Source organism: Streptomyces griseoviridis (genome assembly GCF_005222485.1).
In the GTDB taxonomy this organism is placed as follows: Bacteria; Actinomycetota; Actinomycetes; order Streptomycetales; family Streptomycetaceae; genus Streptomyces; species Streptomyces hintoniae.
The window spans coordinates 2,261,636-2,279,574 of sequence record NZ_CP029078.1; the positions used below are offsets into that span (position 1 = coordinate 2,261,636).

The 17,939-nt window shown below is 70.8% G+C and carries 18 protein-coding genes; 10 read left to right on the plus strand and 8 right to left on the minus strand.

Annotation, left to right across the window (positions count from 1 at the left end; genetic code table 11):
* Positions 1 to 20 precede the first annotated feature (20 nt).
* The 7 genes from DDJ31_RS09095 to DDJ31_RS09125 all read left to right on the plus strand — a co-directional run bounded on the left by DDJ31_RS09095 (position 21) and on the right by DDJ31_RS09125 (position 7,424).
* A complete protein-coding gene (locus tag DDJ31_RS09095; protein WP_127180786.1) occupies positions 21 to 830 on the plus strand; it encodes an NAD-dependent epimerase/dehydratase family protein in 810 nt (269 codons plus the stop codon).
* Between the two features lie 269 nt (positions 831 to 1,099).
* A complete protein-coding gene (locus tag DDJ31_RS09100) occupies positions 1,100 to 1,870 on the plus strand; it encodes a DeoR/GlpR family DNA-binding transcription regulator (RefSeq protein WP_127180785.1) in 771 nt (256 codons plus the stop codon).
* 87 nt (positions 1,871 to 1,957) lie between these two features.
* On the plus strand, positions 1,958 to 3,328 hold the full coding sequence (locus tag DDJ31_RS09105) for an ABC transporter substrate-binding protein (RefSeq protein ID WP_127180784.1): 1,371 nt from the start codon (positions 1,958 to 1,960) through the stop codon (positions 3,326 to 3,328).
* Positions 3,325 to 4,266 (plus strand): carbohydrate ABC transporter permease, encoded by a 942-nt coding sequence (locus DDJ31_RS09110; RefSeq protein WP_127180783.1) that lies wholly within the window; start codon positions 3,325 to 3,327, stop codon positions 4,264 to 4,266. The genes DDJ31_RS09105 and DDJ31_RS09110 overlap by 4 nt, the downstream gene beginning before the upstream one ends.
* Complete coding sequence (locus DDJ31_RS09115) at positions 4,263 to 5,108, plus strand: carbohydrate ABC transporter permease (RefSeq protein WP_127180782.1); 846 nt, start codon at positions 4,263 to 4,265, stop codon at positions 5,106 to 5,108. Before DDJ31_RS09110 ends, DDJ31_RS09115 begins: the two co-directional genes overlap by 4 nt.
* On the plus strand, positions 5,105 to 6,094 hold the full coding sequence (locus DDJ31_RS09120) for a zinc-dependent alcohol dehydrogenase family protein (RefSeq protein WP_127180781.1): 990 nt from the start codon (positions 5,105 to 5,107) through the stop codon (positions 6,092 to 6,094). Before DDJ31_RS09115 ends, DDJ31_RS09120 begins: the two co-directional genes overlap by 4 nt.
* Positions 6,095 to 6,242: 148 nt before the next feature.
* Positions 6,243 to 7,424: a TerD family protein gene (locus DDJ31_RS09125; protein WP_127182890.1), complete on the plus strand. Its 1,182-nt coding sequence runs from the start codon at positions 6,243 to 6,245 to the stop codon at positions 7,422 to 7,424.
* Between the two features lie 81 nt (positions 7,425 to 7,505).
* Here the strand turns inward: DDJ31_RS09125 and DDJ31_RS09130 are convergent, their stop codons facing one another.
* Both DDJ31_RS09130 and DDJ31_RS09135 read right to left on the minus strand, forming a co-directional pair.
* A complete protein-coding gene (locus DDJ31_RS09130; protein ID WP_127180780.1) occupies positions 7,506 to 7,853 on the minus strand; it encodes a hypothetical protein in 348 nt (115 codons plus the stop codon).
* A 91-nt stretch (positions 7,854 to 7,944) separates the two neighbouring features.
* Positions 7,945 to 9,129, minus strand: a complete 1,185-nt coding sequence (locus DDJ31_RS09135; RefSeq protein ID WP_127180779.1) for a helix-turn-helix domain-containing protein — start codon at positions 9,127 to 9,129, stop codon at positions 7,945 to 7,947.
* 120 nt (positions 9,130 to 9,249) lie between these two features.
* On the opposite strand from DDJ31_RS09135, the gene DDJ31_RS09140 reads away from it, so the two are divergent.
* Complete coding sequence (locus DDJ31_RS09140) at positions 9,250 to 9,801, plus strand: flavoprotein (protein ID WP_127180778.1); 552 nt, start codon at positions 9,250 to 9,252, stop codon at positions 9,799 to 9,801.
* 115 nt (positions 9,802 to 9,916) lie between these two features.
* On the opposite strand, the gene DDJ31_RS09145 is transcribed toward DDJ31_RS09140, so the two are convergent.
* Positions 9,917 to 10,873 (minus strand): LysR family transcriptional regulator, encoded by a 957-nt coding sequence (locus DDJ31_RS09145; RefSeq protein ID WP_127180777.1) that lies wholly within the window; start codon positions 10,871 to 10,873, stop codon positions 9,917 to 9,919.
* 92 nt (positions 10,874 to 10,965) lie between these two features.
* Here DDJ31_RS09145 and DDJ31_RS09150 point away from each other — a divergent pair, with 92 nt between their 5' ends.
* Both DDJ31_RS09150 and DDJ31_RS09155 read left to right on the plus strand, forming a co-directional pair.
* Complete coding sequence (locus tag DDJ31_RS09150; protein WP_127180776.1) at positions 10,966 to 11,820, plus strand: alpha/beta fold hydrolase; 855 nt, start codon at positions 10,966 to 10,968, stop codon at positions 11,818 to 11,820.
* The gene (locus DDJ31_RS09155) at positions 11,817 to 13,211 is read left to right on the plus strand and encodes an MFS transporter (protein WP_240678250.1); all 1,395 of its coding nucleotides are present in this window, start codon (positions 11,817 to 11,819) and stop codon (positions 13,209 to 13,211) included. Before DDJ31_RS09150 ends, DDJ31_RS09155 begins: the two co-directional genes overlap by 4 nt.
* Before the next feature lie 401 nt (positions 13,212 to 13,612).
* On the opposite strand, the gene DDJ31_RS09160 is transcribed toward DDJ31_RS09155, so the two are convergent.
* The 5 genes from DDJ31_RS09160 to DDJ31_RS39005 form a co-directional block, all read right to left on the minus strand.
* Positions 13,613 to 14,074, minus strand: coding sequence for a hypothetical protein (locus DDJ31_RS09160; RefSeq protein WP_127180775.1), 462 nt, complete (start codon positions 14,072 to 14,074; stop codon positions 13,613 to 13,615).
* 132 nt (positions 14,075 to 14,206) lie between these two features.
* Positions 14,207 to 15,451: a helix-turn-helix domain-containing protein gene (locus tag DDJ31_RS09165; protein WP_127180774.1), complete on the minus strand. Its 1,245-nt coding sequence runs from the start codon at positions 15,449 to 15,451 to the stop codon at positions 14,207 to 14,209.
* Positions 15,452 to 16,009: 558 nt separating this feature from the next.
* Complete coding sequence (locus DDJ31_RS09170) at positions 16,010 to 16,597, minus strand: VanZ family protein (RefSeq protein ID WP_127180773.1); 588 nt, start codon at positions 16,595 to 16,597, stop codon at positions 16,010 to 16,012.
* An 84-nt stretch (positions 16,598 to 16,681) separates the two neighbouring features.
* A complete protein-coding gene (locus tag DDJ31_RS09175) occupies positions 16,682 to 17,065 on the minus strand; it encodes a hypothetical protein (protein ID WP_127180772.1) in 384 nt (127 codons plus the stop codon).
* 246 nt (positions 17,066 to 17,311) lie between these two features.
* Positions 17,312 to 17,935, minus strand: a complete 624-nt coding sequence (locus DDJ31_RS39005; RefSeq protein ID WP_240678249.1) for a hypothetical protein — start codon at positions 17,933 to 17,935, stop codon at positions 17,312 to 17,314.
* Positions 17,936 to 17,939 lie beyond the last annotated feature (4 nt).

A 17,939-nucleotide genomic window follows, 5' to 3' on the forward strand; every position in this document is an offset into this window, starting at 1 on the left:
GGACCCAAGGAGACCCGAGGATGCCCGCTCCCCGTACCGTTCTGCTCACCGGCGCCGCCGGCGGGCTCGGCACCCTGATGCGGGAACTGCTCCCGGCCCACGGCTACGAGCTGCGCCTGCTCGACCTGCTCCCCGTCGAGGGCGCCCCGGACGCGATCACCGCGGACCTCGCCGACCGGGCGGCCGTGCGCGAGGCCGTGCGAGGCGTCGACGCGATCATCCACCTCGCGGGCATCTCCCTGGAAGCCCCCTTCGACAAGATCCTCCGCGCCAACATCGAGGGCACCTACAACGTGTACGAGGCCGCGCGCGAGGAGGGCGTCGGACGGATCGTGTTCGCCTCCTCCAACCACGCCGTCGGCTTCACCCCCCGCCCCCAGGGCGACGACCCGCTCATCCCCGTCGACACCCCGCGCCGCCCTGACACCTTCTACGGCCTCTCCAAGTGCTTCGGCGAGGACCTCGCCCAGCTGTACTGGGACAAGCACGGCCTGGAGACGGTGTCGGTGCGGATCGGCTCCTGCTTCCCCGAACCCACCAGCGTGCGCATGCTGTCCGTGTGGATGAGCCCCGCCGACGGCGCCCGCCTCTTCGACGCGGCCCTGACCGCAGAGAACGTCGGCCACACCGTCGTCAACGGCTCCTCAGCCAACACCCGGCTCTGGTGGGACCTCTCCGGCGCGCGCGCCCTCGGCTACGAACCGCGGGACGACTCCGAGCCGTTCGCCGCGAAGCTGATCGCCGAGCAGGGGGAGCTGGATCCGGACAACATCGGACATGCGTACCTGGGCGGCCACTTCGTGAGCGACCCGCCGATCTGGCCGTACTGATCCTTCCGCGCGAGCGGTTGTTCATGGGGCGGGCGCCGAACGGGCCCGCCCTTCGGCGTGTTCGGGCACGGCCGCTGCCCGATCCCACGCCCCGCACAGCTGACGCGCAGGTCCGAGGCGGTCCCTCCGCCCGGGAAACGGGCCCAGACGGGCAGGAACGGGCGTGCAACAGACCTGGTCAGAGCCGCGCACCCGCTGTAGAACTTCCCCCATGGGTCGCACCGGGCCCGAACGGGCAGGTACAACGGCGTGAGAGGCGGGTGTCAGCCATGGAGGCGAGAACGGCGGAGGAACGCCAGCGGGAGATCGTGCAGGTCGCCCGCGCCACCGGTTCGGTCGACGTCACCGCGCTCGCCGACCGCCTGGGCGTGGCGAAGGAGACCGTACGGCGGGATCTGCGCGCCCTGGAGGACCACGGTCTGGTCCGCCGCACCCACGGCGGCGCCTACCCCGTGGAGAGCGCCGGTTTCGAGACAACTCTCGCCTTCCGCGCGACCAGCCATGTGCCCGAGAAGCGCCGGATCGCCGCCGCGGCGGCCGAGCTGCTCGGGGACGCCGAGACGGTCTTCGTCGACGAGGGCTTCACCCCGCAGCTCATCGCCGAGGCCCTCCCCCGGGACCGTCCGCTGACGGTGGTCACCGCCTCCCTGCCGGTGGCGGGCACCCTCGCCGAGGCCGAGAACGTGTCGGTGCTGCTGCTCGGCGGCCGGGTCCGTTCGGGCACGCTCGCCACCGTCGACCACTGGACCACCAAGATGCTGGCCGGTTTCGTCGTCGACCTCGCCTTCATCGGCGCCAACGGCATCTCCCGCGAACACGGCCTGACCACCCCCGACCCCGCCGTGTGCGAGGTCAAGGCCCAGGCCATCAGGGCCGCGCGACGCACCGTGTTCGCGGGCGTGCACACCAAGTTCGGCGCGGTCAGCTTCTGCCGGTTCGCGGAGATCGGCACGCTGGAGGCCATCGTCACCAGCACCATGCTGCCGTCGGCCGAGGCCCAGCGGTACTCGCTGCTCGGGCCGCAGATCATCCGTGTCTGACTGTCCACCCCTGCCTCCCCAAGGCTTCGTCACACCCGTAAGCGCCCCTTTTCCACGCTTATCAACCCTTATGTTCAGGAGCGATCCATGCGCACCCCGAGCCGACGGAGGCCGCGAGCAACGCTCGCCATGGCCGCCGCAGGGACGCTGCTCGCCCCGCTGCTCTCCGGCTGTTGGGTCGGGGCGGGCGGGTCGGGTTCCGGCGGCGACTCCGTCAATGTCCTCATGGTCAACAACCCGCAGATGGTGGAGCTCCAGAAGCTCACCGCCGCCCACTTCACCAAAGAGACCGGCATCAAGGTGAACTTCACCGTGCTGCCCGAGAACGACGTCCGCGACAAGATCAGCCAGGACTTCGCCAACCAGGCGGGCCAGTACGACGTCGCGACCCTCAGCAACTACGAGATACCGATCTACGCCCGCAACGGCTGGCTGCACGACATGGACCCGTACGTGGCCAAGGACCCCGGCTACGACGAGAAGGACATCCTCAAGCCCATGCGCCAGTCGCTGACCGGCGACGACGGCAAGCTCTACGGCCAGCCGTTCTACGGCGAGTCCTCCTTCCTGATGTACCGCAAGGACGTCTTCAAGGAGAAGGGCCTGACCATGCCGGCCCACCCCACCTGGACGCAGATCGCCGACCTGGCCGCCCAGGTGGACGGCGCCAAGCCCGGGATGAAGGGCATCTGCCTGCGCGGACTGCCCGGCTGGGGCGAGGTGATGGCGCCGCTCACCACCGTCGTCAACACCTTCGGCGGCACCTGGTTCGACAAGGACTGGAAGGCCGGGCTCGACTCCCCCGAGTTCGAGAAGGCCGTCAAGTTCTACGTCGACCTGGTCCGCGACCACGGCGAGTCGGGCGCCGCCCAGTCCGGCTTCGCCGAGTGCCTCAACAACCTCACCCAGGGCAAGGTCGCCATGTGGTACGACGCCACCAGCGCCGCCGGCGCCCTGGAGGCGTCGAACTCCCCGGTCAAGGGCAAGCTCGACTACGCCCCCGCGCCGGTGGAGAAGACCGAGTCCGCCGGCTGGCTCTACACCTGGGCCTGGGGCATCCAGAAGGCGTCCCGCAACTCCGACAACGCCTGGAAGTTCGTCTCCTGGGCGTCCAGCAAGAAGTACGAGGAGCTGGTCGGCGAGACCAGCGGGTGGGCCAACGTGCCGGCCGGCAAGCGCGCCTCGACGTACAGCAACGCCGACTACCGCAAGTCCGCCGCCTCCTTCCAGGAGATGACGAAGGAGGCCATCGAGGGCGCCCGCCCGAACGACCCGGGCGTGCAGCCGCGCCCCGCGCCCGGCATCCAGTTCGTCGGCATCCCCGAGTTCACCGACCTCGGCACCAAGGTCTCCCAGGAGATCAGCGCGGCCATCGCCGGACGCCAGTCCGTCGAGTCGGCCCTGAAGAAGTCCCAGAAGCTGGCTGAGAAGATCTCCGAGGAGTACGAGGGACGATGACCGCTACGACGGCGGCCCCACGGGCCGCGACCCCCGTACCCACCCGGCAGAACCAGCCCTCGGCCCGGCTGCGCGCCTGGGCCACCAGGGCACCGCTGCTGCCCGCCCTGATCTTCATGATCGCGGTGACCCAGCTGCCCTTCGTGGCGACCCTGGTCATCTCGTTCTTCGACTGGAACGCGCTGTACCCGAAGGCCCGCAAGTTCACCGGCTTCGGCAACTACCAGCAGGTCCTCTCCGACGCCGACCTGCGCCACTCGGTGTGGACGACGATCCTGCTGACCGCGGCCGTCGTGCTGGCCAGCCTGGTCCTCGGCCTCGGCCTCGCCCTGCTGCTCGACCGCAAGTTCCGCGGCCGGGGCGTGGTCCGCACCCTGCTGATCGCCCCGTTCCTCGTGGTCCCGGTGGCGGCGGCGCTGCTGTGGAAGCACGTCCTCTACAACCCCGAATACGGCCTGCTGAACGGCCTGTTGCACTACGTGGGCGGCCCGCAGCCCGACTGGATCTCCAACACCCCGCTGCTCGCCGTCGAGGCGTCGCTGATCTGGCAGTGGACGCCGTTCATGATGCTGATCCTGCTGGCCGGGCTGCAGAGCCGCGACTCCCAGCAGATGGAGGCGGCCCGCGTGGACGGCGCGAGCGACTGGCAGATCTTCCGCCACCTCACGCTCCCGCACCTGCGCCGCTACCTCGAACTCGGCGGCCTGCTCGGCTCGATCTACATCGTGCAGAACTTCGACGCCGTCTTCACCATCACCTCCGGCGGCCTGGGCACCGCCAACCTGCCCTACACCGTCTACCAGAGCTTCTACCAGGCGCACGAGAACGGCCTCGCCTCGGCGGCCGGCGTACTGGTGGTCATCGGCTCGATCGTCATCGCGACCTTCGCGCTGCGCGTGGTGTCGTCCCTGTTCCGTGAGGAGGTGGGCCGCGCATGAGCACCTCGACCGCAACGCCCGTACGCCGTAAGGGCCTTGGCCTGGGTCTGCTGGCCTGGCTGGCGGGCATCGTGTTCTTCCTCCCGATCGCCTGGATGGCACTGACGTCCTTCCACTCGGAGAGCGACGCGGCCACCAACCCGCCGTCCTTCGCGGCCCCGTTGACCCTCGACGGGTACCGCGACTTCTTCGGCACCGGCGGCGGCGCGAGCCCCTGGCCCTCGCTGATCAACTCGACGGTGGCGTCGCTCACCTCGACGCTCCTCGTCCTGGTGCTCGCGCTGCCGGCCGCCTACGCCCTGTCCATCAGGCCGGTGAAGAAGTGGACCGACGTCCTGTTCTTCTTCCTGTCGACCAAGATGCTGCCGGTCGTCGCGGGCCTGCTGCCGATCTACCTGTTCGCCAAGAACACCGGCATGCTCGACAACATCTGGCTGCTGGTCATCCTCTACACCTCCATGAACCTGCCGATCGCGGTCTGGATGATGCAGTCGTTCCTGGCCGAGGTGCCCGTCGCGGTCATCGAGGCCGCGCGGGTCGACGGCGCCAAGCTGCCGACCATCCTGGCCCGCGTGGTGGCCCCGATCGCCCTGCCGGGCATCGCCGCGACCGCGCTGATCTGCTTCATCTTCAGCTGGAACGAGCTGCTGTTCGCCCGGGTGCTCACCGGGGTGGTCGCCGAGACCGCGCCGGTGTTCCTGACCGGCTTCATCACCAGCCAGGGCCTCTTCCTGGCCAAGGTGTGCGCCGCGTCGCTCGTCATCTCCCTGCCGGTTCTCGCCGCGGGGTTCGCCGCCCAGGACAAGCTGGTCCAGGGCCTGTCGTTGGGAGCCGTGAAATGAAGGCCGCCGTCATCGAGTCCGTGGGCCGCGCCGTCGTCAGCGAGGTCCCCGACCCGACGCCGGGACCGCGCGACGTCGTCGTCGAGGTCGCCGCCTGCGGTCTGTGCGGCACCGATCTGCACATCCTCCAGGGCGAGTTCGCGCCCAAGCTGCCGATCGTGCCGGGCCACGAGTTCGCCGGCGAGGTGGTCGGTGTCGGCGCCCAGGTCACCGAGGTGTCGGTGGGCGACCAGGTGGCCGTCGACCCGTCCCTGTACTGCTACGAGTGCCGGTTCTGCCGGGACGGCCACAACAACATGTGCGAGCGGTGGGCCGCGATCGGCGTGACCACCGCGGGCGGTGCCGCGCAGTACGCGGTCGCGCCGGTGGCCAACTGCGTGAAGCTGCCCGAGCACATCCGCACCCAGGACGCGGCCCTGATCGAGCCGCTGTCGTGCGCGGTGCGCGGCTACGACGTCCTCAACTCCCGCCTGGGCGCCCGCGTCCTGATCTACGGCTCGGGCACGATGGGCCTGATGATGCTGGAGCTGGCCAAGCGCACCGGCGCCGCCAGCGTCGACATCGTGGACCTCAACCCGACCCGGCTGGAGACCGCGCAGCGGCTCGGCGTCTCCGGCGCCGCGGCCGACGCGGACGAGCTGGAGCGGCCGCAGGGCTGGGACGTCGTCGTCGACGCGACCGGCAACGCGGCGGCGATCCAGGACGGTCTCGGCCGGGTGGCGAAGGCGGGCACCTTCCTCCAGTTCGGGGTGGCCGACTACGCGACGCGGGTGACGATCGACCCGTACCGCATCTACAACCAGGAGATCACCATCACCGGTTCGATGGCGGTCCTGCACAGCTTCGAGCGGGCGGCGGACCTGTTCGCGAACGGGGTGCTCGACCCGGAGATCTTCATCAGCGACCGGATCGCGCTGGACAACTACCCGCAGGCGCTCGAGCAGTTCGCGGCGGGCGTGGGCCGCAAGATCGTGGTGGTCCCGTAGCGGAGACCTCCCCCTCCGCTCGCGTGTTCGGGCCCGGACCCTCGCGAGGGTCCGGGCCCGAACACGTCCCTCTCAAACCAGCACATATGTTCGTCGCCGGGTAAGGGAACGGTAAAGCGGCGTCACTCGTTCCCCCTGCATGACCGCTATGACCCCCGGCTCGAACATCCCTCTCTCCGCCGCCCGCGTGGCGGTGGACGTCGCCGCTCCCGTGCGGCTCGACGTCTCGGGCCTGCTGCTCACCGCCGACGGCAAGGTGCGCTCCGACGACGACTTCATCTTCTACAACCAGCCGGCCGGACCGGGCGTGACGTACCGCTCGGGCGGCGACACGGCACCGGACGCGATCGTGGTGGACACCACCGCGGTGCCGCCGGGCATCGAGAAGATCATCGTCACGGCGAGCCCGGACGCGGCGGGCCAGACGTTCCAGGGCATCGAGCCGACGGCCACCCTCCGCGGCGCCGACGACAACAGCGTCCTGGCCACCTTCACACCCCCGCAGCTCGGCACCGAGACGGCGCTGGTGATCGTGGAGATCTACCTGCGCAACGGCGCCTGGAAGGCCCGCGCGGTGGGCCAGGGCTACGCGAACGGCCTGGCGGGCATCGCGACGGACTTCGGCGTGACGGTGGAGGAGCCGCCCCCGGCCCAGCCCCAGACCCAAGCCCCGGCCCCGGCCCCGCAGGTGACGGCGCCCCCCATGCCGTCGACGCCCCCGCCGGCCCCGCCGGCCGCCGCGCCGGGCACCGGCAAGATCAACCTCGACAAGGGCCGGGTCAGCCTCCAGAAGAACCAGACCGTCTCCCTCGTCAAGGGCGGCCGGCCGCTGCTCTCCCAGGTCAAGATGGGCCTCGGCTGGGAGCCCGCCTACCGCGGCAAGGACATCGACCTGGACGCGTCGGTCATCGCCTACGGCCCGCAGCGCAACCACCTCGACAGCTGCTACTTCGGCAAGCTGACCATCCTCAACGGCGCGATCAAGCACTCGGGCGACAACCTCACGGGCGAGGGCGGCGGCGACGACGAGGTGATCGTCGTCGACCTCGGCCGCATCCCCCAGGAGGCCACCGGCCTGGTCTTCACGGTGAACTCCTTCTCCGGCCAGAAGTTCACGGAGGTCGCCAAGGCGTACTGCCGCCTGGTGGACGCCGCGACCGACGAGGAACTGGTCCGCTTCGACCTCACCAGCGCGGAGCCCCAGACGGGCGTGCTGATGGCGAAGCTGATCCGCCAGTTCTCCGGTGAGTGGGAGATGACGGCGATCGGCGACTTCGTGAAGGCCCGCACGGTGCGGAACATGGTGAAGCCGGGGGCGCAGACGCTGTAGGCGATCTCCGCGCGGAGGGCTTCCGGGCCCTCCGCCACCAAGGGCGGCTGGTCAGCCGTCGATGTGGTCGGCGGTGGCGGATCACCGGAACTCCCGCAGCAGCCTGCGGAGCGCCGTCCCGGTCGGGCAGTGGTTCGCCGTCTCCCCGTCCCGGCAGGACGCGCAGTCGGGGGTGTGCGCGTGGAGCGCGGCCAGGGCGGCGCGCGGGATCTCCCCCCGGTACGCCCGCGGGTACCACGTCACCGGCTGCCCGGCACGGACCGTGTCACGGCGGCCGAGATCGACCGCCCCCGTCACGGTGAGGGGAATCCCCGAGAACGCGCAGTGCGCACCTGCGCGTTGACGGTCGGTCAACTGGTCGGGAGCCGGGACATCGAGCAGAGCGAGCCCGGCGAGGACGTGGGTGCGCGGCGTCGTGGTCTCGCCCATGGTCACGCCTCCGTCGTCGCGGTGATCCGTCGTGCAAGGGAAACCGTAGGCCGCGGACGCCCCCGTACCTCTCACAGTTGTGCGAGAGGTCTCACATTCCCACCCAGGACGCCATGTACGTCAGGCTGTCCGGCGTCCGCCGGGCCACGTGCAGCAGCCCGCGGATCGTCTCCCGGGCCCCCGGGTGGTACCTGGTCTGCTCCGGGGCGGCACGGCGGGCCTGCACGAGATGGGTCAGCGCGGCCTCGGTGTGACCGGTCTCCATCTCGGTACGGGCCCGGTCGAGGAGGAAGTGGGCGCGGCGAGAGGTCGCGACGGACGTCGACAGCCGGATGCGGCGGGCCTGCGTCAGGGCCGTGTCGTACCGGCCCATCTCCACCGCGGCGGACATCCGGTGCAGGGCGACGTTCGTCGGGCCGAAGGACAGCCAGTGCACGTCGGAGGCGTCCCCGATCCTGGCCGCGATCGTCCGGGCCTCGCTGAGGTGCCGCACCACCGCGGTGACGTCGTCGGCGCGCGCGGCGATGACGGAGCCCCCCAGGTGCAGTTGGCCCGTGACGGCGAGCGTCTCGCGGGTCTCGTCGGCCTGGCCGACGATGCCGTGTCCCGACGCCACGAGCCGCTGCCCGATCGCGTACTCGCCCTCCCGGAAGTAGACGAGCGCCCGCATGTACTGGCGGACCGCGCCCAGGCACGGGTCGGAGGCGCGCTCGGCGGCCCACGCCATCCGGTCGAGGGCCACTGCGGAGAGGTCGTAGTAGCCCAGCTTGACGGCGATGTCGTGGGCGGTGCGGTACGTCGAGGCGAGGGCCCGCCACAGCTCGGTCGACGGCGTCTGCCAGGCGGTGTGGGTGAGTTCCGTGATCGCGCTCGGCAGGGCGCCGGCGGCGGTCCGCAGGTGGGTGGCGCGGACCTGCTCGCAGAGCCGGTCCGCCTCGGCGAGCAGGACGGCGGCCGGCCGCGCCGTGAGGTCCGGGTGGGCGCCGAGGTCGTACAGGTCGAGGGCCTCGCGGATGGGGCGGACGAGTTCGGCCAGCCGGTCCCGCTGCAGTTCGGTCACATAGGGCTGTCCCGTCAGGACGGTGACGTCGACACGGAGGGCGCGGGCGCAGGCCGCGACGAAGTCCGCGGTGGCGGGCCGCGCGCCGCACTCGACCTGGGTGAGGTAGCTGTAGGAGTACGGCAGCCGGTCGGCGAACTGGCGCAGCGTCAGCCTGGCCAGCCGCCGCTGCTCGCGGACTCGGGCGCCGGTGTGGTCGTCGTCGGGTGGGGGCATGCCGTCTCCTGGTTCCTCGCTCGCGCTCGGCACGCTACTGGCGCCACCCGCCGTGAGGCAGCCGTCTGCCTCCGACTCCACCCGGATCGGGGGCGGTTGCGCGTGTGGTCGGATGAACGCATGACGACTCCTGTGCTCTATCTGTTCGGTTCGGCGGCACCTCCGGTCCTCGACGTGGCAAAAGTGATCGAGGACGCGCAGGAGCGTGGCTTCGACGTGTGTCTGGGCCTCACCCCGACCGCCGCACGCTGGCTGGACGGCCGGCTGCCGGCGCTCGCCGCGTTGACGGGACACCCGGTGCGGTCGGAGTACAAGACGCCGGGCGAGCCGGACGTGTGGCCGAAGGCGGACGTCATCGCGGTCGCGCCGGCCACCTTCAACACGGTGAACTCCTGGGCGCTCGGCCTGACCCACGACTTCGTGACCGGGGTCGTCGCGGAAGGCGTCGGGAAGGACATCCCGATCCTGACGATGCCGTGCGTGAACGCGGCCTACGTACGGCACCGCCAGTTCGAACGGAGCGTCGGCGAGCTGCGGGAGATGGGCGTGGAAGTGCTGTACGGGGAGGGCGGCTTCGTACCGAACGAACCGGGCCGGAGCCGCCCGGAGAAGTACCCGTGGGGGTTGGTACTGGACACGGCGGAACGGCTCGTGGGTTCTCGGGGGGATTGACGGCGGGGGTTGGTTGCTGACCGGGGCCACCCCCGCGCGTGCGGGGACCAGAGCGTGTCGCTGTACACGCCGGCCCTGGTTCGGGGGTCAGGCTTCCCGGCCAGTGACGCTGCCGTCAGGAAGGAGTGCTCGCGGCAGACGTCGTCACATGGCCGAGCCGGTGGTCGAGCGCGGCGCCGACGTCCGGGCAGTTCGCGCGGATGACGTCGAGGAAGGCGTTCAGCGCCGGGGAACGGTCCCGGGCGCTGAAGGACAGGACCAGCTCGGGCAGCGGCGTGCGCGGGGTCACCTCGCAGAACCACGTGCCCCGCCGTGGGGCCGCCAGCATGCGAGAGGGGCCCAGGCCGACGCCCACCCCGCAGGCGGCGAGGCCGATGATGGTGTGGATGTCCCTCGCGACGGTCGCGCCGGAGAGCGCCGGGGAGTCCTTGCCCAGGAGGGCTCGCAGCCCGGTGGCGACGGCGGGCTCGTCCTCGCCCGACGCCACGATCAGCGGCTGTCGCCGCAGCTGGTCCACGTGCACCGACGGCCGGCCCGCGTAGGGGTGCGTGCTGCTGACGACCGCGACCAGGTGGTCGTGCCCGATCGGCACCGACACCAGCTCCTCGGCCCCGACGCCCCGTGGCCGGCCGAGGCCGATCGCCACGTCCAGTTCGCCGGCGACGAGCGCGGCCGTGCTGCGGTTGGTCGCCATCTCGTGCAGTTCCCACCGTACGTCGGGCCGCTCACGGCCGAACCGGCCCAGGACGTCCGGCAGGGGTTCGAGCAGCGCCGAGGCGATGAACCCGAGGCGCAGTCGGCCCGTCTCACCGCGTGCCGCCCTGGCCGCGTCGACCGAGGCCGCCGCGATCTCGTCGAGCGCCCTGCGGGCCCGGGTGAGGAAGGCCGCGCCCGCGGCCGTCGGGAACACCCCGCGGCGGGTGCGATCGAACAGGCGGGCGCCCACCTCCCGTTCGAGGTCGGCGATCTGCTTGGACAGCGGGGGCTGCGCGATGCCCAGCGCACCGGCCGCCCGGCCGAAGTGTTCGTGCTCGGCGAGGGTCAGTGCGTACCTCAGGTGCCGCGCCTCCATGCCAGCCTCCCCGCCATACCTCATATGTATCGTCGACCAGCTTGTCAGATCTTTCACTGGATAGCCGGGGCCGGGTCGCGTGGACTGCGGTCATGACTGATCCTTCCTCTTCTTCCTCCCGAGGCACCGTCGTCGTCTTCGTGCACGGGGCCTGGCACGGCTCCGCGCAGTGGGCGGCGACGCAGCGCGCACTCGCCGGACTCGGTGCCGCGAGCGTGGCCGTCGACCTGCCGGGACACGGCTTCGACGCGCCCCTGCCCAGCGGATACCTCCAGCCGGGCCAGCCGGGTCTGCTGACCGAGAGGTCCGCGCTCGCCACCGTGACGACGGACGACTGCGCCGCGGCCGTGCTGGACACGCTGCGCCGGGTCCGCCACCACCGTCGTGTCGTGCTCGTCGCGCACAGCGCGGGCGGCGGCCCCGCGTCACTGGCCGCCGAACGCGCGCCCGAACTCGTCGACGAGATCGTCTACCTCTCGGCCTTCGTGCCCGCCGGACGGCCCCGGTTCTCCGACTATCTCGACTCGCCGGAGAACGCCACGGCACGGGGCGGGCGCCTCAACCTCGGCGACCCCGGGGAACTGGGCGCCGTGCGGATCAACCCGCTCTCGCAGGACCCCGCCTACGTCGAGGAACTGCGGCAGACCCACTACCACGACACCCCCGTGGACCGCTTCGACCGCTGGCGCTCGGCGCTGAGCCCCGATCTGCCGCTGGCGATCCCCACCACCCCGGTCGTCGTGACCGCGCGACGGTGGGGGCGCGTCCCACGGACCTTCCTGCGCTGCGCCGACGACCGGGCGCTGCCGGCGGCCGTGCAGGACCTGATGATCGCGGAAGCCGACCGGGCCGTGCCGGGCGACCCGTTCACCGTGCGCACCCTCCCGGGCAGCCACAGCCCGTTCGCCGCCCGGCCCCGCGAACTCGCCGCGGCTCTGCTGCCGTGAGCGGCGGACGCCTCGTGCTGCCGGTGGTGCTCAGCGCCACCTTCGTGCAACTCCTCAACGTCACGGTCGCGCAGGTGGCCGCGCCGGCGATCCAGGCCGGCCTTGGCGCCGGTCCCGGCGCCGTGCAACTGGTCCTCGCCGGATACACCCTGACGTACGCGTGCCTGCTCATCCCCGCCGCACGGCTGGGCGAACGGTACGGATACCGACGGCTGTTCGTGGCGGGCACCGTGGTCTTCACCGCGGGTTCGCTGGCCGGCGCGGGTGCCCCGGACGTCGCGTCGCTGATCACGGCCCGGCTGGTGCAGGGCGCGGGCAGCGGTCTCGTCGCCCCTCAGGTCCTGTCGCTGATCCAGGCCGCCGTTCCCGCGCCACGCCGGCCGCGCGCCTTCGGCCTGTACGGCGCCACCATGGCCGTCGCGTCACTGGCCGGGCCGCTGATCGGCGGCCTCGTCCTCAGCGCCGATCTCTTCGGCCTCGGCTGGCGGCCGGTGCTGCTGCTGACCGTGCCGGTGGCGCTCGCGTCGCTGGCCGGGGCGACCGCGCTGCCCCGCAGCCGCGGGGCGGACGGGCTCCGCGTCGACAAGCTGGGCGCGCTGCTGGTCACCGTGGGAGCCGGCGCGCTGGTCCTGCCCCTGGCGCTGGGGCGGGAAGCGGGCTGGCCCTGGTGGACGTGGGCCGGTTTCGCCGTGGCTGTGGCCGCCCTCGGCTCCTTCGTGCGGAGCCTCCCGCACCGGCCCGACCCGCTGATCCATCCGGCGGTGCTGCGGGACCGGTCGGCGCGGAGGGGCACGCTGCTGGTGTTCGTGTTCAACACGGGCGTGCCCTCCTTCACCTACCTGCTCTTCCTCCACCTCCAGTCCGCCGTCGGGTACTCGGCCCTGGCGGCCGCGCTGACGTCGGCGCCGTTCGCGGCCGCCGCCGCCGTCGGCAGCAGGGTCGCGCCCGCTCTCACCCGGCGGCACGGGCCGAGGGTGCTCACCGTCGCGTCCGTGGTGCTGGCCGGGATGTGCCTGGCGCTGGCCCCGCTCGTCGGGTCGGCGACGGGACGCCAGGCGGCGCTGCCCGTACTGGCGGTCGGCGGAGCCGCGTTCGGCGCCTTCACCGCGTCGGTGTTCGCCCTGGTCCTGGCCGAGGTGCACGGCCCCGCCGCCGGTTCGGTCTCCGGCCTGCTGCCCACGGCACAGCAACTCGGCGGATCCATCGGAGTGACCGCGGCCGGACTGGCCTACTACGCCCCGGCCACCGACGCGAACACCGCGTTCGGGCACGCGATGCTCTACCAGGCCACGGCCTTCACGATCACAGCGCTGATCAGCCTCGGCCTCCGCGACCGACGTGACAGCTACAGGAGCCACATCGAGAGGGACACGTGCGAGATGGGCGGCTGAGCTTCGGCGACGGCGCTTTTCTGCGTACTTCGGATGAGAGGAGAAGCGGCGGGTGACATCACAGGCGATCGCGAAACGAGATCACTTGAGAGAGGGGGACCGCCGGGCGGGCGGGGAGCAGTCTTCCCGACCAGCGACGCTGCCGTCGGCGGCACGCGACCGCAGCAACCTCAGCCACATACACGAACCCCTCCCCCGAGACTGCCGACTCAGTCCGACCGCATGTCCAGCATCCCCATGCCCAGCCGTGATCCCGTGCTCGCGCCGTCTCTCCACGCCTCCTTGCGCAGACCGACGTGATCGATGTCGGCGACGTCGGCAGGCTTGGCAGTGGTCGAGGAGAGCCCGGTACTCGGCGTCGGCCACGGCGCGCAGGCGAACGACGGCGTCCGACGTGGCCGTCACCGCCGTCGCCCTCGTGAGCACACGGTGTGCGCGTGCACCGTCGCACCACCAGCCCCCGACGGCGACTGCCGCGGCTCCGTCCCGTACTCCTCACCCGGAGCGATCCGACGACAACAGCGCGAGCAGTACCGCACCGGAGTGTGGACGGCGACGAGCCGCCGCAGCTCGGCCCCGAGAGGACAGTCGACGGAGACATCGCTACGGCAGGCCGCGCACATCGGAGCGTGCGCGGTGCGCGCCAGGTACGCGCGCTGCGCGACGCAGGTTTCGCACGAGCGCGGGAACCAGGTTCTTCCGTCGGTGAGTTGGACGCCCAGGTCGACCGCGGTCTCGTTCACGAGGAGTTCGCCGCCCCAGACGCAGGTCCGGCCGGCGGCCCGGGTCTCGTCCAGATCTGCGACGCCGGGTAAGGCGAGGGCGGCCAGTGCCTTGAGGCTCAGCGCTGTCCGGGCTGGCATACCTGCCTCCACAGTTGCGGGTGATCCACTCACACACCCGACCGTAGGAGCCCCAGCGCAGTCGCGACAGGCACGGAACGTGGACCTCGACGACCTCACCACGTGGGTTACAGCCCCGTTCCGTGTCCTTCGTCAGCGCCTGCCGAAGAACTTCGCCAACTCCCGTTCCTTCAGCGTCATCCTGCGCCGCCCGCTCTTCCTTACAGCGTCATGGAACGTGGCGGCGGCCATCTGCTGGTGCCGAAGCCACTCCGGTGTCTCGTTCATCAGCGACCAGAGGATGACCGTCGCCTCGCCCGGCGTCCGCATCATGACGTGTGCCTGGGCCACGTCCAGCAGGTGCCGACGCATGAACAGTCGGCCCTTCCTGTCCGTCGGGGCCGGCAGCTTCTCCGACAACCGCAGCACTCGGTCGGGCTTCTCCGCCACCAACTGGTTCTCGATCCCCTGGAACGCGACCGTTCGCCAGTCGAAGCGGCCCCAGCTCGACACCGCGACCGCCTGGCCGGCGCCGAGCGCGACGCCCGCCGTCCGCCCCAACCGGAGGATCTCCCTCGCCTCCGCCGGCCGGTTGTTCCGTGCTGCCGCCGCGCTGCCGTGGACCAGCAGCTTGCCCCACGCCCCCAGCGTCGCCTTCGTCGCTCGGGAGATCCTCGGCTCCACCGCGTCCGCCGTCGTGACGCTCACCTGCTCCGCCTCGTCGAGACGTCCCTGACGCATCAGCAGCCAGCCCTGCTGGTAGACGGCCGCGGCGACACTGCCCAGGTCGTCGGCGCGTACCGCGTCGCTGATGGCGTCCCGCAGTGCGGTGTGGGCGAGGTCGTAGGCGCGGACCTGGGTCAGATAGCGGCCGGCCATCTGGAGCACGTCCGAGCGGATCCGCACGGCCTCCGTGTGCTCGGGCCCGTCGTCGAAGTGGGCGACGGCGGCGTGGGCGGCGTGGACGAGCGACGGGAGGAACTCGGCGACGTAGGCGTAGTGGTCGCGGTGGTAGGCGGTCCCGACCTCGACGGCGGTGGAGCGGAGGCGGCCGAGATCGGGATCGACTGCGACGGTGTCGGTGAGGCGTCCGGAGTAGGTGACGGCCGGGGCGATGGCCTGCCGGAGCGGCATGAGGTCGATGTTGTCGTCGTCCTTGCGCGTGGCGGCGTGCGCGCCGCCCGACTCGAAGAGAGCGCTCGTGCGGACGCCGAGGGCGCGTGCGAGGCCGTGATAGGTGTCCAGCCGGGCGTTGCCGCCGCCCTCCAACTTCTTCACCACTCCCAGGCTGAGGCCCGCCCGTTCCGCGAGTCCCTCCTGAGTGAGGCCGCGCAGGAGACGAAGTTCTTTGAGTCGGTTGCCGGGATGAGGGGATGCGATGTCGGTGCGCTCGCGCATACTCGGGCTCCTCGTTCTGACCTCGACTCTCAGAACGCTACTCCTCGGCCTGGTGGGGGAGTGCTGGTTGCGCCTCCTGTCTGTGACTCCGGATGCAGGAGAGCGAGGGGCCACCTGGCAGCATGCCCGAGGACGCGCGTTGTGGGGATCCCCCCGCGCGTGCGAGGACCAGCGTGCCTCGCGGATGGCCTTCATTGCGGCTCCGGGGCCACCTCCGCGCCTGCGGGGACCAGTCTTCCTGACCAGCGACGCTACCGTCAGCAACGCTCGACCGCAGCCAACTTAGCCACTACCCGAACCACTCCCCCAGGCCGACGTGATCGATGTCGAGGTCCCCGACTTGGTGAGAGCGCGCAGCGACGGTCCGCTGACAGCGGCGACGGAAGCGGGTCACCACAGTGGCGGCCCGCATGAGCGATCCGGATCACGCGCTGGAGATCCCACATCTGGAGAGGCGGCGCTTCCGTGGCCCCGCGCGGGCGAGGACGCGCACCCCGCAATCGCCGCGCCGTCTCGAACCGCCCGCTTCGACAAACGGTCAGATCCGTGCGCCGTCGGTCAGGAAGTGGCCCGGTGCGCGCCCGCACGTCGAGGCGCCCGGTGAGCACGCACGTTCCTTCGCGAAAGGGCGTGGGCAGTCGCGGCGACCAAGGCTCCGATCATCGCCCCGGCCGTGTTGAAGAGGACGTCGTCGATGTCCACGATCCGGCCGGCGTTCATCAGGAACTGAACCGCCTCGATTCCCACGCTCAGCAGAGAACACCCCGTGACGGCCGTCAACGCCGGCGCTCCCTTCGCGATGCCGTACCAGAGGACGCCCAGGGGAACGAACATCGCCGCGTTGGCGATCGTCAGGGCGAGGACCATGCGCCGCTCCTGCGGGAAGAGGTCGGCGACTCCAGGACCGACGAGCCCGTCCCCCGGGGTCAGCCACACGTTTCGCACACCGGAGCCGATCGGCTCGGTCGGCACGAGCGTGGCGACCAGGACGACGGCAAGGCAGAGGCGAAAGAGAGACCTGGCCGCCTTGACCCCACGGTCGGGGCGGGAAGCACTCCAGCGACAGAACGTCAACGAAAAAGCGACGGTACCCAGAACGAAGAGAAGAACAGTGAACGGGTTGACGTACAGAACAAGCTGCCACATCAGTGCTCCTGGCGTCTTGCGTCTCGGAGGACGGAGAAGAGGCTACGACTGCCCGCAACCAGGCTCGGCCACAGCGAATTCGGGCTAGCAACGCCATTTACTGACGAAGGTTTCTCCACCGTGGCTCATGATGCCACGAATGCATCCTTCGCCATCCAGGTCGACGAACCGGGAGAGCTTCGCGGAACCGTTCTGTGTCTTCTTCTTCCCGAGCCATGTGGTCTGCGCGATCCTGCCCGTGCGCTCGATCTTGATCTGGTGACCGAGCCGCACCGTGATTTCACCGCTGATGTGTCTCCAGTAGGAGACGGTGTACGTACCTGGCGTGGGTACCGGACCGGTGATGCAGAGCTGCCCGTTGCTCAGGTCCCCGCACCCCTGCGGGGTCGCACCGGCGGGTGGCGCCACGACGAGGCCGGCGACAAGCAGGGCCAGCAGGACGCCGAACACACTCGAACAGCGCTTCACGTTTCTCTCCTCGCGGGAACATCGACGGCAACGTCCGAAGTGGAACGCCGGCCGACCGTGTCACCGGGAACAGAGATCCGCGCGGCTCTCCACCGGATCCCATAGGACGTGACATAGCGACTCCCGCCGCGAGCGCCACGCGGGCATGCCAAGAAATGCCATCAGACATCACGCCCACCGAGCCGTAATTGTCAGATCGCGTCAATTCCGTCAACTAAGGAAAGGAGGAACGCCGCGCGAAAGGTGTCAGTTCCAGCCGCCGAGGAGGCCCGAACTCACCTGCGCGTCGCAGATGTTGTAGCCGCCGGACGCGTGCGCCTTCTTCGTGTGACCGGCGACGGTGACCGAGCAGTTGATGTCACCGGAACCCTGCAACTGCGCCATGACGTGGAAGTACAGGGCGTCGTCCTTGAGCGGCAGGGTGGCCTCGAACGTCCCGTTCTTGAAGGCGCCCTCGCGGGTGTCGGAGTCGGAGCCGTAGGTGATGTCCAGGGGGCCGAGGGCGCCGGCCGGCGCGCTGCCCCACACCTTGAAGGTGACGACCTTGGCGGCGGACGGCTTCTCGTCCTGCCCACCGCCCTTCTCCGCGTCGCCCTCGCTCCCTTCGTTCTTGTTCGTGTCGTCCTCGGCGGGCTTCTCGGCGTTCTCGGCGGCGCCCGCCGCCGGCTTCGATCCGCTGGAGCTGCCGGAGTCGTCGGAGCCTGAGGTGCCGCCGAACACCGTCGCGACGATTCCGAGCAGCACGAAGAGGCCCACGAAGCCCAGACAGCCGAAGCCGAGGATCTTGCCGACGTTGGACTTCTTCGGCGGCTGCGGCGGGTACTGCGGCGCCCCGTAGCCGGGCTGCTGCGGGTACTGCTGGTGACTCATGGTC

Bases quoted from the DNA above. Each gene is read 5' to 3' on its own strand.
- DDJ31_RS09095 (WP_127180786.1), top strand. From the start codon at position 21: ATGCCCGCTCCCCGTACCGTTCTGCTCACCGGCGCCGCCGGCGGGCTC.
- DDJ31_RS09100 (WP_127180785.1), top strand. From the start codon at position 1,100: ATGGAGGCGAGAACGGCGGAGGAACGCCAGCGGGAGATCGTGCAGGTC.
- DDJ31_RS09105 (WP_127180784.1), top strand. From the start codon at position 1,958: ATGCGCACCCCGAGCCGACGGAGGCCGCGAGCAACGCTCGCCATGGCC.
- DDJ31_RS09110 (WP_127180783.1), top strand. From the start codon at position 3,325: ATGACCGCTACGACGGCGGCCCCACGGGCCGCGACCCCCGTACCCACC.
- DDJ31_RS09115 (WP_127180782.1), top strand. From the start codon at position 4,263: ATGAGCACCTCGACCGCAACGCCCGTACGCCGTAAGGGCCTTGGCCTG.
- DDJ31_RS09120 (WP_127180781.1), top strand. From the start codon at position 5,105: ATGAAGGCCGCCGTCATCGAGTCCGTGGGCCGCGCCGTCGTCAGCGAG.
- DDJ31_RS09125 (WP_127182890.1), top strand. From the start codon at position 6,243: ATGACCCCCGGCTCGAACATCCCTCTCTCCGCCGCCCGCGTGGCGGTG.
- DDJ31_RS09130 (WP_127180780.1), bottom strand. From the start codon at position 7,853: ATGGGCGAGACCACGACGCCGCGCACCCACGTCCTCGCCGGGCTCGCT.
- DDJ31_RS09135 (WP_127180779.1), bottom strand. From the start codon at position 9,129: ATGCCCCCACCCGACGACGACCACACCGGCGCCCGAGTCCGCGAGCAG.
- DDJ31_RS09140 (WP_127180778.1), top strand. From the start codon at position 9,250: ATGACGACTCCTGTGCTCTATCTGTTCGGTTCGGCGGCACCTCCGGTC.
- DDJ31_RS09145 (WP_127180777.1), bottom strand. From the start codon at position 10,873: ATGGAGGCGCGGCACCTGAGGTACGCACTGACCCTCGCCGAGCACGAA.
- DDJ31_RS09150 (WP_127180776.1), top strand. From the start codon at position 10,966: ATGACTGATCCTTCCTCTTCTTCCTCCCGAGGCACCGTCGTCGTCTTC.
- DDJ31_RS09160 (WP_127180775.1), bottom strand. From the start codon at position 14,074: ATGCCAGCCCGGACAGCGCTGAGCCTCAAGGCACTGGCCGCCCTCGCC.
- DDJ31_RS09165 (WP_127180774.1), bottom strand. From the start codon at position 15,451: ATGCGCGAGCGCACCGACATCGCATCCCCTCATCCCGGCAACCGACTC.
- DDJ31_RS09170 (WP_127180773.1), bottom strand. From the start codon at position 16,597: ATGTGGCAGCTTGTTCTGTACGTCAACCCGTTCACTGTTCTTCTCTTC.
- DDJ31_RS39005 (WP_240678249.1), bottom strand. From the start codon at position 17,935: ATGAGTCACCAGCAGTACCCGCAGCAGCCCGGCTACGGGGCGCCGCAG.